We start from the raw sequence: 16,474 nt of genomic DNA, 5'->3' as shown, positions 1-16,474 counted from the left end.
GCACGCCGGATTTTTTGATATCACCCTGTAAACACTTCGCCGTCAGGATAACGGATATTTGATTGCTCTGTTTTTGCGAATGAAAACACGAACGTTAAAGGACCAATTCTACCGATAAACATGATGACAATAATGATATACTTGCCAGCTGTTGTCAGTTCAGGAGTAAGCCCCATCGTAAGGCCGACAGTTCCGAATGCGGAAAAGGTTTCAAACACAATTTGAAGAAATGGCGCTTGTTCTGTGATCGTCAGGGCGAAAATCCCTAAAAACACGATGAACAAACTGGTGACGCTCACAGCTAAAGCTTTAATGATAATCGGATATTTGATGGAACGGCGGAAAATAACCGTTTCTTTTTTACCTCTCAAGTAAGCAATAACAGATGTTAAAATCACGATGAACGTAGTCAGCTTAATGCCGCTCGCCGTTGATGCGCTTCCTGCTCCGATAAACATCAATAATAAAGTAAATACAATTGTTCCTTCTCTCATGCTTCCAAAATCTAGAGAATTGAAGCCTGCGGTTCTCGGCGTCACCGCTTGAAAATAGGACGCCCACAGTTTATCCACTATATGCAGGTGGCCGAGCGTCCCAGGGTTGCTGTATTCTAAAATAAAGATCGCAAGCATAGCAATCGCATTCAACATCAGCGTTCCTGTAAGCATGAGCTTTGTATGTAAAGAAAAAGCTTTAAAACGCCGATTTTTCATCACATCAAACAGAACCGTAAATCCGATCCCTCCTGTAATAAATAGGAAAGTAATCACGAGGTTTACTGTAGGATCGCCAACGTAGCTCATCAAATTATCAGGCCACAACGAAAACCCGGCATTGTTAAAAGCAGATATTGCGTGAAACAAACTGGCAAACAAGCCGGATGACCAGCCGTACTGAGGTACAAGCCTGATGGATAAAATGAGTGCTGCTATCAATTCAATACTGATCGAAAACAGAAACAGGACTTTGACAAGGCCAATGACACCGCCGATTGTCGGCTGGTTTAAGGCTTCCTGGACGAGCATTCGTTCTTTTAAGCCAATTTTTTTTCCTAATATCATGACGATCAAGACCGCAAATGTCATAAATCCAAGCCCGCCAATCTGAATCAGCCCCATAATTACTGTTTGCCCGAATACCGTAAATTGAGTACCGGTATCGACAACAGCAAGCCCTGTAACAGTTGTAGCGGAAGCTGCAGTAAAAAGGGCATCTATCCATGACAATGGCTTCGTAGTGGAAATCGGAAGCATTAATAGGACAGCCCCGATGATAATGGTAAGGAAAAAACCAATGGCAAGCACTTGAGGCGGTGTAAACCGAACCCATTTGATCACTTTATCCTTTTGAAGTGTCACCTTTGTCTACATCCCTTCGTTTTCAAAACGTTTAATATCCTTTTTGTGGCCCATGATCACCAGGCAATCTTGCTCGTGAATGATGTCTTCAGGCGCGGGGGAAAGACAGATATCTCCATGGTGTTTAATGGCCAGGATCGTGCAGCCGTACTTTGCTCTTACATTCAGGTCAATAATCGATTTTGAATCAAGCTTGCGCGTAGCCAGCAGCTCGACAATACTGTATTCATCAGATAGATCAATGTAATTCAAAACATTTTCGTCTGAAAGGCTTTGTGCGATTTTAACCCCCATATCTTTTTCAGGATGAATAATGCGGTCAGCGCCGATTTTTTCAAGCACCTTGTGATGATAATAGTTTTGAGCCTTTACCCAAATATTTGGAATATCAAGCTCCTTTAATAATAGGGTGGTCAGCGTACTCGCTTGAATATTTGCTCCGATGGCAACAATCACATATTCAAAATTGCGTATTCCTAATGAAAGCAATTCGTTTTCTTCGGTGGCGTTGGCAATTACCGCATGAGTGGCGTAAGAAGCATATGCATTGACCTTTTCTTCGTTGATATCAACCGCAAGGACCTCATGCCCCATTCTATGAAGTTCTTTACAAATGCTGCCGCCAAACCGGCCCAGCCCGATCACGGCAAATTGCTTATTTTTAATTCTTCCCAATGTTCATATCTCCCTTAGTGAATTAACGTTTTTGAAGCAAAAAAGACCATTGCAAAGAATGGCCGATAATAGACCTCCTCTCTGTATACGCCTACGAGGTTAGCTGTCGGATTAGGGATTCAGAGTACCCCCTCTTACTTAGTAAGATTCACCCCAAGGCTGTTAATAAAACAGCCAATCGTTGGTTCCCCCGTTCGTGTTTGATTAAGCGGTAAAAGAGACTGTATGAAATTGAACACTCAAGAATTTACTCCTGTTTCTAGTGTTTGTCAATTTAAATTTTAAACCAGAAAAAAGATAACGGGGATTAGAGAAAAAGGGGAGGGTAAAACGCAAAAAAGACCGGCGTTAACCGGTCTTTTACATTAGTTGCAACCGCAAGGCTGAGTCGGAGGAGTGCTGCGCTTAGCCACGTCAATGCTGGCTTCTGCGTAAAATTTATTTCCGATGCTTAATGATTTATTCTCCGCACGGAAAGTATATGTACCAGCGGCAGGAAGTGTTTTGTTATTCAGTTTTAATTTGAATTCGCCAGCTCCTAACAAATCAAGTGCCAAAGGAACTCTTACTGTTTTCCCGTTATTGAGGATCTGTGTTGTACGCAAGGCATTTCCGTTCAATGTGTCTTTCGTGTTTGCAGTAAATCCGCTTGGCAATGTAAACTCCATAACGCCAAGGCTGAGAAGCGTGTTTGGACGGTAAGTCAATTCGATATCTGAGAAAGACCATTCCGTTTTGCTGGCGCCAGTGATTGTTGCGAACAATGAAGCTGTAGACTGTGTTCTCATAGTAGATTCAGTATGAGCTTTAGTTGATGTAGATTCAGCCGCGAAAGAAGCTGTAGGTGCAGAAACGAGTAACCCGAGACTTAATGCACTAATTGCCAAAGAAGATAATAATTTGCGTTTCATAACAAAATTCCCCCTAAAAAATGATAAATTAAACAGGCCTGCCCGCTTTTCACCTCCTCTGAAGGCCAAATACAAATTTTACCTACATAAAATTACCATCAAATATTTTGGAAGTAAATGGGGTGTTTTTCCCGTATTTTTCAAATTTGTAGTAGTTACATCAAAAAAACGCCTGGTTCCCCAGACGTTTTCTGCTTTACTTTGTTTCGATCGGTATAAATTTAAAAATTTCTCCGGTCTGCACCGATTCAGCAAGCCGTTTCAGCCAGTCATAGTAAGCTTTAGAGCTTTCCAGCTGATCGTATAACTGCAGTGCCTCATTTTTGATATCCTCATCGAGATCTTCCTTGCTTAAAACCTTTTGTAAATCAGCTTGAGCTTCCTCGATCGCTGCTACATTCACTTGAACCTCCCGCTCCCATTTAGGTGGAAAGAAATTTGTGAAAAATTTAAAGAAATCCTTTTCAGCCACAAATGTATGCTTGCGGATTCCCCGGTGAAATGTTTTTTTCACTACATTTAAGTCTTGAAGCTTTTTGACGCCTGTGCTCATGCTTGGTTTGCTCATTTGCAACTCCTCACGCATTTCGTCAAGCGTCATCTCATCCCTCATATACATCGTCCCATATAAAATCCCGACACTGCGGGTAATTCCGTAAAGATCCATCGTTTCAGCAATGGAGTCAATAACAAGATCCCGAGCCTGTTCTATAGCTGCAAATTCTGGATTTTCATCCATACTGACCCTCTTTTCCTTAGAAAATTAAATTCGTTAAGTTATTTCTTTATGTTCTTTATCTTAACGAAACATGAGGAAAAGTCAAAAAGAAAAATCGAAATGGGACTTTGACAGTTTAAAAACCATATGTTAGATTAAGGTTGTTAAAAACATTAAATTTTTATTTAACAAACTTTATTTACGTCAAGGAGGCTTATATGAGTCAAACATTATTCATTGACGGAGAATGGATCAGTGCCGAAAAAGAACAGATCCGCAGTATTATCAACCCATTTAATCAAGAAGAAATTGCAACTGTAAGCGAGGGAGGGCGAGAGGACGCCATCAAAGCAATCGCAGCCGCACGCAGAGCATTTGACAAAGGAGAATGGTCATCGCTATCCGGGCTTGAACGCGGGAAAATTGTTCTGAAAATTGCGGAATTAATCAGACGCGATCTTGAGGAGCTGGCTGAGCTTGAATCTCTTGATACAGGAAAAACACTCGAAGAAAGTAAGGCCGATATGGACGATATCGCCAATGTTTTTCAATATTACGCCGGCTTGGCAGACAAAGATGGCGGAGAGATCATTTCATCTCCGATTCCTGATTCAGAAAGCAAAATTATTAGGGAGCCAATCGGGGTTTGCGGCCAGATCACTCCATGGAATTATCCGCTCCTTCAAGCAAGCTGGAAAATCGCCCCTGCACTGGCTGCAGGAAACACAATCGTCATGAAGCCGAGTGAGATTACGCCGCTGACGACAATCAAAGTCTTTAAGCTGATGGAAGAAGCCTGTGTTCCAAAAGGTGTCGCAAATCTTGTTCTTGGACCGGGAGCCACAGTGGGCGACGAGCTTGCCGTAAACAAAGACGTCGATTTGATTTCGTTTACGGGCGGAATTGAAACAGGCAAAAAAATCATGCGGGCGGCAAGCGGAAACGTCAAAAAAATCGCCCTTGAACTTGGCGGGAAAAACCCAAATATTGTTTTCAAGGACGCGGATTTAGAAGTTGCGGTTGATCAAGCTTTAAACGCTGTATTTTTCCACGCCGGCCAAGTATGCTCTGCAGGTTCCCGCTTGCTTGTTGAGGACGCCATTCATGATCAATTTTTGGCGGAGCTGGTCAAACGAGCAAAACGCATAAAACTCGGAAACGGTTTTCATGCTGAGACAGAAAGCGGTCCGCTTATTTCGGCGGAGCACAGGGCAAAGGTAGAAAAATATGTTGAGATCGGAATAGAGGAAGGCGCGAAGCTGGAGACAGGAGGCAAACGCCCGGAAGATCCTGAGCTTCAAAACGGCTTTTTCTATGAACCTACTATTTTCTCAAACTGTAATTCTGACATGAGAATCGTTCAGGAAGAGGTTTTCGGTCCTGTATTGACAGTCGAAACCTTCAGCTCTGAAGAAGAGGTAATCGAGCTTGCGAATGATACCATCTATGGCTTGGCTGGAGCGGTATGGTCAAAAGACATTGAAAAGTGCGAACGGGTAGCAGCCAGCTTGAGAATGGGAACCGTTTGGATCAACGATTTTCATCCGTACTTTGCACAAGCGCCATGGGGCGGATATAAGCAATCCGGGTTCGGACGCGAGCTTGGAAAAATAGGCCTTGAAGAATACACAGAAGTCAAACATGTATACCGCAATACAAAACCGGCAGCGGTTAACTGGTTCAATTCATAAGAGGGGGAGATTGATGATGACATTAAATATGAAGGTAGAAAGCATGCAGAAATTCCACACATTTGAAATTCCGACTGTGATTAAGCATGGAATCGGAGCCATCAAGCATACGGGTGAGGAAGTAGCTGTACTGGGCGTTTCAAAAGCGCTCCTTGTCACAGACCCAGGGATTTATAAAGCCGGTGTTGCTGATCCTGTAATCGAATCACTTAAAGAAGCAGGCATTGAAGTGGTGCTCTTTAATAAAGTTGAGCCAAACCCGCCTGTCCGTCTGGTGAATGAAGGATCTGAGCTTTACAAAAAAGAGAACTGTAATGGTTTGGTGGCAGTCGGAGGCGGAAGCTCCATGGATACAGCAAAAGCAATCGGAGTAGAAGCGACTCACGAAGGAAGCGTGCTTGATTATGAAGCGGCAGATGGGAAAAAACCGCTGGAAAACCGCATTCCTCCGCTGACGACAATTCCCACTACAGCTGGAACAGGATCAGAAGTAACCCAATGGGCGGTTATCACAGATGAAGAAAGAGAATTCAAATTCAACACGGGCGGTCCGCTGATTGCAGCGCACTTGACCATCATTGATCCTGAGCTTCATGTTTCAATGCCTCCGCATGTAACAGCTATGACGGGAATTGATGCGCTCGCCCATGCCATTGAGTGCTATACAATGAAATTTGCACAGCCAATCACGGATGCGGTTGCCTTAATGGCGATTGAGTATGCTGCTCATTACATTAAGAGGGCATTTGCTGACGGAGAGGATCTGGAAGCAAGGTACGGAATGGCGCAGGCTGCGATGCTTGCTGGTCTTTCTTACGGAAGTGAATCAGCGGGCGCGGCTCATGCGATGAGCCAAACGCTTGGCGGTATTATCCCAGTCGCTCACGGCCAATGTGTAGCGGCGATGATGGGCCCTGTCATGGAATACAACTGGAAGGGCTATCCTGAGAAGTTTGCGCGTATTGCGAAAGCGTTCGGTATTGATACAAGCAAGATGACAACAGAAGAAGCTGCGAAAGCATCTGTCAATTGGATGTATGATCTGGTCGAAGATTTAGAAGTGCCGACTTTAGAAGAGCAGGGAGTATCACCTAATATGATCGAACGCTTGTCTAAAGAAGCAATGAAAGATCCGCAAACCTTCGGAAACCCTAGAGATTTAAATGAAAAAGCATACAACTGGATCTACAAGCGCTGCTTTAACCTTACGCCTAAAACGGTATAATCAAAATCCCGCTCCTTTACAGAGCGGGATTTTTTGGGATAATGAAGCATAGGTGGAAATTTTAGATAAGAAGGAAGGTGCCAGCTGATGTGGAAGCGTATGACTGCAAAAGCGGAAGGCTTATATATCGCAGATACAGAAAGCTTCGTAACAAAGCAAATGGACAAGCTTGATTTTGATTATGGCGGCATCCCCGGAGACTTGCATTTTGGTCTGACCAAAAAAGCGGGAGCCAGAGAACCAATGTTTTCAAGAGGGACTGAAATTTTCAACCGCAGACAAATTTCAATTGTTTCAATAGAGGAATGCAACGAAATCGCTTTAAAAATGGGAGTGCCGAGGATTTTGCCGGAATGGCTCGGGGCGAATGTGGCAGTCAGCGGTATGCCAGATCTTACTTCATTAAAAGAAGGAAGCCGGATTATTTTTCCGAGCGGAGCGGCTCTGCTGTGTGAGGGCGAAAATGATCCGTGTATCCAGCCGGGAGAAGTCATTCAGTCTTATTATCCGGACCAACCGAAGCTCGCGCCGGCTTTCGTCCGCCACGCACTTGGCATTAGAGGGATTGTCTGTATTGTGGAGAGACCTGGTGCTGTTTACACAGGTGATAAAATAGAAGTTCATTCCTATCAGCGAAAAGTCAAACGAAAAGCAGAAAGGGTCTGATGAAATCAGGCCCTTTCTATCTTTTCTTTAATTTCTTTCATTTGGCTGAGATGCCGTTTTTCATGATGGCCGATAAAATCGATCCACTGTCTGACAGTCAGCTCTTGAAACACAGGATGCGGAAGCACTCTTTCAAAATCTTCTTCTTTCAGAGAGGCAATCGCAGCAGTCAGCTGCTCTCTTACCACATCAAGCTCACGTTTCATTTGGCTGCCTGAAATAAAATCATGCGCAGGCTCAAGATGACTCGGGGCTTTCCGTTTATTATTTCTGTCCTGTGCTACCTCAAGCGGTTTTTCTTCAATTTCTTTAATCGGAGCGTCCTTTACACGTTCCTTCAACATTTTTTGTGCGGTCATATCGATTTTTTTCAAATGGTCAAGAACTTCCCGTATGCTCCATTCTTCAGCAGAAGGCTTTTGGTTCAGCTTTTCGTCAGAAAGTCCTTTCAATTCGTTCCACGTTTCTAATCTGGCTTCATTAAAGATACTCATCATATCTCCTCCTAAAATGACATTACCATATATATAAGCAATTATCATTTATAAAGCACTTCAAATGGGTTATTTGTCTTAAAATTTTGAAACTTTTCCCGTGGTGTCTCGTATAAATGGTAACGGCAGCCGTTCATCAATGCATTGATGAAGAAAGGATGAGGAAATTGGAGTTATTTGGAGTACCTATACAAACAATTTATCTTTATACGCTTATTATTGCGGGCAGCCTTACGCTGTTATTTCTGTTTTTCGGAGATGTATTTGCAGGGCTGCCGGAAGGCATTCCGCTTCTTAATCCGACATTAGTGCTCTCATTTTTCACATGTTTTTCAGCGGGCGGATATATAGGTGAACTCGTATTGCCTCTGTCAAGCTTGCTGATTGCGCTTTTATCTTGCATCCTTTCAATCATGCTGGTGGTATTGCTTCACATCTTTGTACTGGTACCATTATCATCTGCAGAAGAATCATTGGCATATAGAGAAGATGATCTCAGAGGAAGACTCGGTAAAGTGATTACAGCTGTTCCGGTTGACGGGTTTGGTGAAGTGGTCATAGAAGGGATAGGAGGCACCATTTCAAAGTCAGCGGTCAGTTTTGATAATCAGCAGATCAGTTACGGGACAACGGTGTTAGTCGTAGATATTAACAACGGAGTTCTTTCGGTTACTCCGCATGAACCCATTTAACATAAAAGGAGGAATTTGATATGACAATGCCGATTATAATGATCATCGGAGTTGTATTCTTTTTATTAATTGCACTAATAGCTGTGTTTATTACGAAGTATCGTACAGCAGGGCCTGATGAAGCGTTAATTGTAACAGGGAGCTATCTGGGGAATAAAAATGTTCATGTCGATGAAGGCGGCAACCGTATTAAAATCGTCCGCGGCGGAGGAACCTTTGTCCTTCCCGTCTTCCAGCAGGCAGAGCCGCTAAGCTTATTATCAAGCAAACTCGATGTTTCGACACCTGAAGTCTATACAGAACAAGGAGTGCCAGTAATGGCCGATGGAACTGCGATTATTAAAATCGGCGGTTCTATAGGAGAAATCGCTACAGCGGCCGAACAATTTTTAGGGAAATCAAAAGACGACCGTGAGCAGGAAGCGCGGGAGGTTTTAGAAGGCCACCTTCGTTCCATTCTCGGCTCAATGACAGTAGAAGAAATCTATAAAAACAGAGAAAAATTCTCTCAAGAGGTGCAGCGTGTCGCTTCACAGGATCTCGCGAAAATGGGGCTTGTAATCGTCTCGTTTACCATTAAAGATGTTCGTGATAAAAACGGTTATCTTGAATCATTAGGGAAACCGAGAATTGCCCAAGTAAAACGCGATGCTGATATCGCAACAGCAGAGGCTGATAAAGAAACACGAATTAAGCGGGCAGAAGCCGATAAAGACGCAAAAAAATCAGAACTTGAACGGGCGACGGAAATCGCTGAAGCTGAAAAACTCAATCAGCTCAAAATGGCTGAATTCCGCAGAGAACAAGATACGGCAAAAGCGAATGCCGACCAAGCATATGATTTAGAGACTGCCAGAGCGCGCCAGCAAGTCACAGAGCAGGAAATGCAGGTTAAAATTATCGAACGCCAAAAACAAATAGAACTAGAAGAAAAAGAAATTCTTCGCCGTGAACGTCAATACGACTCAGAGGTAAAGAAAAAAGCCGATGCAGACCGTTATTCTGTTGAGCAGTCCGCAGCAGCAGAGAAAGCCAAACAGCTCGCGGAAGCCGATGCCAAGAAGTACAGTATTGAAGCAATGGCAAAGGCTGAGGCGGAAAAAGTAAGAATTGACGGGCTAGCAAAAGCAGAAGCGGAAAAAGCGAAAGGAGAGACAGAGGCAGAGGTTATCCGCCTGAAAGGTCTTGCAGAAGCGGAAGCAAAAGAGAAAATTGCGGCTGCCTTTGAACAGTACGGGCAGGCGGCGATTTTCGATATGATTGTCAAAATGCTTCCGGAATACGCGAAACAAGCAGCGGCACCTCTTTCAAATATTGATAAAATCACCGTTGTCGATACAGGAGGAAGCGGTGAATCAAGCGGAGCAAACAAAGTAACCAGCTATGCGACGAACTTAATGTCAAGTCTGCAAGAAAGTTTAAAAGCATCCTCGGGAATTGATGTAAAAGAAATGCTTGAGAACTTTTCAGGAAAAGGAAACGTAAAACAAAGCATTAATGAATTAACAAATGAAATCAAAGAAGCCAAAACGATCCAAAAATCAGAGTAAGGAAAGGGCAGAACCGTATGGTAACTGTACGTGAAGCGAAGTTAGAGGATATAAAGGACATTGCAAAAGTGCATGTAGACAGCTGGAGGACAACATACCACGAAATTATCCCGATTGATTATTTAAACAGCCTGAACTATAAGGAATTTGAAGACAAATGGAAAAGTCGCTCGTTAAAGGGAGTATTTGTTGCTCAGGACGAAATGGGTTCAGTATTCGGCTTTGCTTCATTTGGACCTATTCGATCTGAACAAGAAGGCTATGACGGCGAGTTATACGCTATTTATCTTGTGGAAGAGCGCCAGCGGCAAGGTGCAGGCAGGGCGCTCTTAGCAAAAGGAGCGGAGTTTTTGCTTCAACATGGATTTTCAAGTATGTTTGTTTGGGTTATTGAGGAGAATCCCTCGATTATATTTTATCAGGCCTATTCACCTGAAAGAGTAGCGGAGACAACTTTGAAATTGCCGGAGTAAGGCTGAAAGAAGTAGGTCTTGGCTGGCCGGATCTTTCAGCTTTAAAAACACTTCTTAACAGATAACGAACAATCCCCCAGCGGAATTCGCTGGGGGATTGTTATTTTTACGCTTTGTCACTTTTAAGCAAACGGGGTGCTGTCATAAATAATAAACATAGGACAATTGCACAAATAATGAATGAAGGAACCATGTAAGTCGCATTATAAGTTAAAGAATAAAGCCATACCGGTGTTCCTTTTGGAGCAAAGCTGCCGAAAAACACAGCTCCTGAAATGACATGCGCGGCATAGCGCAGCAAACTGCCGATAAAAACTGCGCTGACCACTGAAACAATCAATTTCCCTTTTGTTTTTGATACAGCGGCTTTACGGACAGAAGAAGCGAAACAGCCGCTTATGCCGATTGCTGCGAAAGCGACAATGTAATCTAACAATAGCTGTACAGGATGTTGAGCAAACAAGTTTCCGATTGCTATTTGTACTAGACCTGTCAACAAACCTGTAGTAAGACCTGCTTTGACACCCCAGCGAAACGAAATTAAAAAGATCGGAATCATCATGATGGAGACCGAGCCTCCTTGAGGCATGCTAAGAAACATTCCTGAGACAATGTCTAAAATAACGGCTGCCGCTGTCATAATGGCAATTTCAATAAGGCGAACCAGTTGCTTAGATTGATTCATATCTATCTCCTTCCATTGACAGACAACCAAAAGGACAACAAAAAAGCAGCACGCGGAAGGATGAGAAAAGTTCCACGCACTGCTTTACGATCTGCAATTCATTTGACTTTGCCACATCCCTACGCCAGCGTTAACTAACAGGTTCAAAGGGTCAGAACGAAACCGCTCACTCTCAGCTTTAATGCTCCCCTTGTGGTCATCAGTATTTAGTTCGTTTCTACTATACAAGAAAACGAAAAAAACAACAAGATCACATGACTGATGTATATGTTCTTTTAAGAAAGTTATATGATACACACGCTTTAGAAATCATGGCGAGGATTATAGTTTATTTGTTTTATAGATTTTTTAAAAAAACTATTGCAATAAATAAATACAGGTGTTATATTATTAAACGTCGCTGATGCACAGCGGACACAAACTAGATGCTTCAAAACAACTTGAAAAAAGTTGTTGACAAAAAAGAAGCTGAATGTTATATTGGTAAAGCTGCTTCATTGAGAAGTGACGAAATGATCTTTGAAAACTAAACAAGACAAAACGTACCTGTTAATTCATTTTTATAAATCGCACAGCGATGTGCGTAGTCAGTCAAACTAGGGCCTGCACGACGCAGGTCACACAGGTGTCACCGCAGGATGCGGTGAACTTAACCTGTGATCCATTTATCGGAGAGTTTGATCCTGGCTCAGGACGAACGCTGGCGGCGTGCCTAATACATGCAAGTCGAGCGGACAGATGGGAGCTTGCTCCCTGATGTTAGCGGCGGACGGGTGAGTAACACGTGGGTAACCTGCCTGTAAGACTGGGATAACTCCGGGAAACCGGGGCTAATACCGGATGGTTGTTTGAACCGCATGGTTCAAACATAAAAGGTGGCTTCGGCTACCACTTACAGATGGACCCGCGGCGCATTAGCTAGTTGGTGAGGTAACGGCTCACCAAGGCAACGATGCGTAGCCGACCTGAGAGGGTGATCGGCCACACTGGGACTGAGACACGGCCCAGACTCCTACGGGAGGCAGCAGTAGGGAATCTTCCGCAATGGACGAAAGTCTGACGGAGCAACGCCGCGTGAGTGATGAAGGTTTTCGGATCGTAAAGCTCTGTTGTTAGGGAAGAACAAGTACCGTTCGAATAGGGCGGTACCTTGACGGTACCTAACCAGAAAGCCACGGCTAACTACGTGCCAGCAGCCGCGGTAATACGTAGGTGGCAAGCGTTGTCCGGAATTATTGGGCGTAAAGGGCTCGCAGGCGGTTTCTTAAGTCTGATGTGAAAGCCCCCGGCTCAACCGGGGAGGGTCATTGGAAACTGGGGAACTTGAGTGCAGAAGAGGAGAGTGGAATTCCACGTGTAGCGGTGAAATGCGTAGAGATGTGGAGGAACACCAGTGGCGAAGGCGACTCTCTGGTCTGTAACTGACGCTGAGGAGCGAAAGCGTGGGGAGCGAACAGGATTAGATACCCTGGTAGTCCACGCCGTAAACGATGAGTGCTAAGTGTTAGGGGGTTTCCGCCCCTTAGTGCTGCAGCTAACGCATTAAGCACTCCGCCTGGGGAGTACGGTCGCAAGACTGAAACTCAAAGGAATTGACGGGGGCCCGCACAAGCGGTGGAGCATGTGGTTTAATTCGAAGCAACGCGAAGAACCTTACCAGGTCTTGACATCCTCTGACAATCCTAGAGATAGGACGTCCCCTTCGGGGGCAGAGTGACAGGTGGTGCATGGTTGTCGTCAGCTCGTGTCGTGAGATGTTGGGTTAAGTCCCGCAACGAGCGCAACCCTTGATCTTAGTTGCCAGCATTCAGTTGGGCACTCTAAGGTGACTGCCGGTGACAAACCGGAGGAAGGTGGGGATGACGTCAAATCATCATGCCCCTTATGACCTGGGCTACACACGTGCTACAATGGACAGAACAAAGGGCAGCGAAACCGCGAGGTTAAGCCAATCCCACAAATCTGTTCTCAGTTCGGATCGCAGTCTGCAACTCGACTGCGTGAAGCTGGAATCGCTAGTAATCGCGGATCAGCATGCCGCGGTGAATACGTTCCCGGGCCTTGTACACACCGCCCGTCACACCACGAGAGTTTGTAACACCCGAAGTCGGTGAGGTAACCTTTTAGGAGCCAGCCGCCGAAGGTGGGACAGATGATTGGGGTGAAGTCGTAACAAGGTAGCCGTATCGGAAGGTGCGGCTGGATCACCTCCTTTCTAAGGATATTATACGGAATATAAGACCTTGGGTCTTATAAACAGAACGTTCCCTGTCTTGTTTAGTTTTGAAGGATCATTCCTTCGAAACGTGTTCTTTGAAAACTAGATAACAGTAGACATCACATTCAATTAGTAACACAAGATATCACATAGTGATTCTTTTTAACGGTTAAGTTAGAAAGGGCGCACGGTGGATGCCTTGGCACTAGGAGCCGATGAAGGACGGGACGAACACCGATATGCTTCGGGGAGCTGTAAGCAAGCTTTGATCCGGAGATTTCCGAATGGGGAAACCCACCACTCGTAATGGAGTGGTATCCATATCTGAATTCATAGGATATGAGAAGGCAGACCCGGGGAACTGAAACATCTAAGTACCCGGAGGAAGAGAAAGCAAATGCGATTCCCTGAGTAGCGGCGAGCGAAACGGGATTAGCCCAAACCAAGAGGCTTGCCTCTTGGGGTTGTAGGACACTCTGTACGGAGTTACAAAAGAACGAGGTAGATGAAGAGGTCTGGAAAGGCCCGCCATAGGAGGTAACAGCCCTGTAGTCAAAACTTCGTTCTCTCCTGAGTGGATCCTGAGTACGGCGGAACACGTGAAATTCCGTCGGAATCCGGGAGGACCATCTCCCAAGGCTAAATACTCCCTAGTGACCGATAGTGAACCAGTACCGTGAGGGAAAGGTGAAAAGCACCCCGGAAGGGGAGTGAAAGAGATCCTGAAACCGTGTGCCTACAAGTAGTCAGAGCCCGTTAACGGGTGATGGCGTGCCTTTTGTAGAATGAACCGGCGAGTTACGATCCCGTGCAAGGTTAAGCAGAAGATGCGGAGCCGCAGCGAAAGCGAGTCTGAATAGGGCGCATGAGTACGTGGTCGTAGACCCGAAACCAGGTGATCTACCCATGTCCAGGGTGAAGTTCAGGTAACACTGAATGGAGGCCCGAACCCACGCACGTTGAAAAGTGCGGGGATGAGGTGTGGGTAGGGGTGAAATGCCAATCGAACCTGGAGATAGCTGGTTCTCTCCGAAATAGCTTTAGGGCTAGCCTCAAGGTAAGAGTCTTGGAGGTAGAGCACTGATTGGACTAGGGGCCCCTACCGGGTTACCGAATTCAGTCAAACTCCGAATGCCAATGACTTATCCTTGGGAGTCAGACTGCGAGTGATAAGATCCGTAGTCGAAAGGGAAACAGCCCAGACCGCCAGCTAAGGTCCCAAAGTATACGTTAAGTGGAAAAGGATGTGGAGTTGCTTAGACAACCAGGATGTTGGCTTAGAAGCAGCCACCATTTAAAGAGTGCGTAATAGCTCACTGGTCGAGTGACTCTGCGCCGAAAATGTACCGGGGCTAAACGTATCACCGAAGCTGCGGACTGTTCTTCGAACAGTGGTAGGAGAGCGTTCTAAGGGCTGTGAAGCCAGACCGGAAGGACTGGTGGAGCGCTTAGAAGTGAGAATGCCGGTATGAGTAGCGAAAGAGGGGTGAGAATCCCCTCCACCGAATGCCTAAGGTTTCCTGAGGAAGGCTCGTCCGCTCAGGGTTAGTCGGGACCTAAGCCGAGGCCGAAAGGCGTAGGCGATGGACAACAGGTTGATATTCCTGTACCACCTCCTCACCATTTGAGCAATGGGGGGACGCAGGAGGATAGGGTAAGCGCGGTATTGGATATCCGCGTCCAAGCAGTTAGGCTGGGAAATAGGCAAATCCGTTTCCCATAAGGCTGAGCTGTGATGGCGAGCGAAATATAGTAGCGAAGTTCCTGATTCCACACTGCCAAGAAAAGCCTCTAGCGAGGTGAGAGGTGCCCGTACCGCAAACCGACACAGGTAGGCGAGGAGAGAATCCTAAGGTGATCGAGAGAACTCTCGTTAAGGAACTCGGCAAAATGACCCCGTAACTTCGGGAGAAGGGGTGCTCTGTTAGGGTGCAAGCCCGAGAGAGCCGCAGTGAATAGGCCCAGGCGACTGTTTAGCAAAAACACAGGTCTCTGCGAAGCCGTAAGGCGAAGTATAGGGGCTGACGCCTGCCCGGTGCTGGAAGGTTAAGAGGAGCGCTTAGCGTAAGCGAAGGTGCGAATTGAAGCCCCAGTAAACGGCGGCCGTAACTATAACGGTCCTAAGGTAGCGAAATTCCTTGTCGGGTAAGTTCCGACCCGCACGAAAGGCGCAACGATCTGGGCACTGTCTCAACGAGAGACTCGGTGAAATTATAGTACCTGTGAAGATGCAGGTTACCCGCGACAGGACGGAAAGACCCCGTGGAGCTTTACTGCAGCCTGATATTGAATGTTGGTACAGCTTGTACAGGATAGGTAGGAGCCTTGGAAACCGGAGCGCCAGCTTCGGTGGAGGCATCGGTGGGATACTACCCTGGCTGTATTGACCTTCTAACCCGCCGCCCTTATCGGGCGGGGAGACAGTGTCAGGTGGGCAGTTTGACTGGGGCGGTCGCCTCCTAAAAGGTAACGGAGGCGCCCAAAGGTTCCCTCAGAATGGTTGGAAATCATTCGCAGAGTGTAAAGGCACAAGGGAGCTTGACTGCGAGACCTACAAGTCGAGCAGGGACGAAAGTCGGGCTTAGTGATCCGGTGGTTCCGCATGGAAGGGCCATCGCTCAACGGATAAAAGCTACCCCGGGGATAACAGGCTTATCTCCCCCAAGAGTCCACATCGACGGGGAGGTTTGGCACCTCGATGTCGGCTCATCGCATCCTGGGGCTGTAGTCGGTCCCAAGGGTTGGGCTGTTCGCCCATTAAAGCGGTACGCGAGCTGGGTTCAGAACGTCGTGAGACAGTTCGGTCCCTATCCGTCGCGGGCGCAGGAAATTTGAGAGGAGCTGTCCTTAGTACGAGAGGACCGGGATGGACGCACCGCTGGTGTACCAGTTGTTCTGCCAAGGGCATCGCTGGGTAGCTATGTGCGGACGGGATAAGTGCTGAAAGCATCTAAGCATGAAGCCCCCCTCAAGATGAGATTTCCCATTCCGCAAGGAAGTAAGATCCCTGAAAGATGATCAGGTTGATAGGTCTGAGGTGGAAGTGTGGCGACACATGGAGCTGACAGATACTAATCGATCGAGGACTTAACCACATTTTGAATGATGTCACACCTGT

General features: G+C 46.0%; 11 protein-coding genes, 2 rRNA genes, 1 pseudogene and 2 riboswitches. Of the genes and pseudogenes, 8 read left to right on the top strand and 6 right to left on the bottom strand.

Annotated features, from left to right (window positions below; translation table 11 throughout):
* Window positions 1–20: 20 nt before the first annotated feature.
* From ktrB to gbsR, 4 genes are all read right to left on the bottom strand, one after another.
* Window positions 21–1,358: a Ktr system potassium transporter KtrB gene (gene ktrB / locus NYE49_RS15840; RefSeq protein ID WP_047183086.1), complete on the bottom strand. Its 1,338-nt coding sequence runs from the start codon at window positions 1,356–1,358 to the stop codon at window positions 21–23.
* Window positions 1,359–1,364: 6 nt separating this feature from the next.
* The gene (ktrA, locus tag NYE49_RS15835) at window positions 1,365–2,033 is read right to left on the bottom strand and encodes a potassium uptake protein KtrA (protein WP_003228942.1); all 669 of its coding nucleotides are present in this window, start codon (window positions 2,031–2,033) and stop codon (window positions 1,365–1,367) included.
* Window positions 2,034–2,105: 72 nt separating this feature from the next.
* A riboswitch (cyclic di-AMP (ydaO/yuaA leader) is annotated at window positions 2,106–2,254 on the bottom strand.
* A 144-nt stretch (window positions 2,255–2,398) separates the two neighbouring features.
* Window positions 2,399–2,944 (bottom strand): biofilm surface layer hydrophobin BslA, encoded by a 546-nt coding sequence (gene bslA, locus NYE49_RS15830; protein ID WP_003243556.1) that lies wholly within the window; start codon window positions 2,942–2,944, stop codon window positions 2,399–2,401.
* A 196-nt stretch (window positions 2,945–3,140) separates the two neighbouring features.
* Complete coding sequence (gene gbsR / locus NYE49_RS15825; RefSeq protein WP_014477778.1) at window positions 3,141–3,683, bottom strand: transcriptional regulator GbsR; 543 nt, start codon at window positions 3,681–3,683, stop codon at window positions 3,141–3,143.
* Between the two features lie 197 nt (window positions 3,684–3,880).
* On the opposite strand from gbsR, the gene betB reads away from it, so the two are divergent.
* The 3 genes from betB (at window position 3,881) to NYE49_RS15810 (ending at window position 7,244) form a co-directional block, all read left to right on the top strand.
* On the top strand, window positions 3,881–5,353 hold the full coding sequence (betB, locus tag NYE49_RS15820; protein ID WP_047183085.1) for a betaine-aldehyde dehydrogenase: 1,473 nt from the start codon (window positions 3,881–3,883) through the stop codon (window positions 5,351–5,353).
* 16 nt (window positions 5,354–5,369) lie between these two features.
* Window positions 5,370–6,578, top strand: coding sequence for a choline dehydrogenase (gene gbsB / locus NYE49_RS15815; RefSeq protein ID WP_047183576.1), 1,209 nt, complete (start codon window positions 5,370–5,372; stop codon window positions 6,576–6,578).
* Between the two features lie 87 nt (window positions 6,579–6,665).
* A complete protein-coding gene (locus NYE49_RS15810) occupies window positions 6,666–7,244 on the top strand; it encodes an MOSC domain-containing protein (RefSeq protein WP_015483609.1) in 579 nt (192 codons plus the stop codon).
* Between the two features lie 5 nt (window positions 7,245–7,249).
* Here NYE49_RS15810 and NYE49_RS15805 read toward each other — a convergent pair whose 3' ends face one another.
* Window positions 7,250–7,738, bottom strand: a complete 489-nt coding sequence (locus NYE49_RS15805) for a DinB family protein (protein WP_003242867.1) — start codon at window positions 7,736–7,738, stop codon at window positions 7,250–7,252.
* A gap of 167 nt (window positions 7,739–7,905) precedes the next feature.
* On the opposite strand from NYE49_RS15805, the gene NYE49_RS15800 reads away from it, so the two are divergent.
* From NYE49_RS15800 to NYE49_RS15790, 3 genes and pseudogenes are all read left to right on the top strand, one after another.
* Window positions 7,906–8,430 carry an NfeD family protein gene (locus NYE49_RS15800; RefSeq protein WP_080344282.1) on the top strand — a complete coding sequence of 175 codons (525 nt, stop codon included), beginning with the start codon at window positions 7,906–7,908 and terminating at the stop codon, window positions 8,428–8,430.
* Window positions 8,431–8,450: 20 nt separating this feature from the next.
* On the top strand, window positions 8,451–9,980 hold the full coding sequence (gene floT / locus NYE49_RS15795) for a flotillin lipid rafts scaffold protein FloT (RefSeq protein ID WP_015384468.1): 1,530 nt from the start codon (window positions 8,451–8,453) through the stop codon (window positions 9,978–9,980).
* A 17-nt stretch (window positions 9,981–9,997) separates the two neighbouring features.
* Window positions 9,998–10,518 (top strand): annotated as a pseudogene (locus NYE49_RS15790) (GNAT family N-acetyltransferase).
* 41 nt (window positions 10,519–10,559) lie between these two features.
* On the opposite strand, the gene thiT reads toward NYE49_RS15790, so the two are convergent.
* Window positions 10,560–11,138: an energy-coupled thiamine transporter ThiT gene (gene thiT, locus NYE49_RS15785; protein WP_015483606.1), complete on the bottom strand. Its 579-nt coding sequence runs from the start codon at window positions 11,136–11,138 to the stop codon at window positions 10,560–10,562.
* A 99-nt stretch (window positions 11,139–11,237) separates the two neighbouring features.
* Window positions 11,238–11,339: riboswitch (TPP riboswitch) on the bottom strand.
* A gap of 464 nt (window positions 11,340–11,803) precedes the next feature.
* On the opposite strand from thiT, the gene NYE49_RS15780 reads away from it, so the two are divergent.
* Window positions 11,804–13,353, top strand: a 16S ribosomal RNA gene (locus NYE49_RS15780).
* A 170-nt stretch (window positions 13,354–13,523) separates the two neighbouring features.
* Window positions 13,524–16,451, top strand: a 23S ribosomal RNA gene (locus tag NYE49_RS15775).
* Together the 16S and 23S rRNA genes form the textbook arrangement of a ribosomal RNA operon.
* Window positions 16,452–16,474 lie beyond the last annotated feature (23 nt).

This window comes from Bacillus sp. FSL L8-0358, assembly GCF_038593095.1.
GTDB classification, from domain to species: domain Bacteria; phylum Bacillota; class Bacilli; order Bacillales; family Bacillaceae; genus Bacillus; species Bacillus subtilis.
This window is presented reverse-complemented; position numbering and strand designations above follow the sequence as displayed.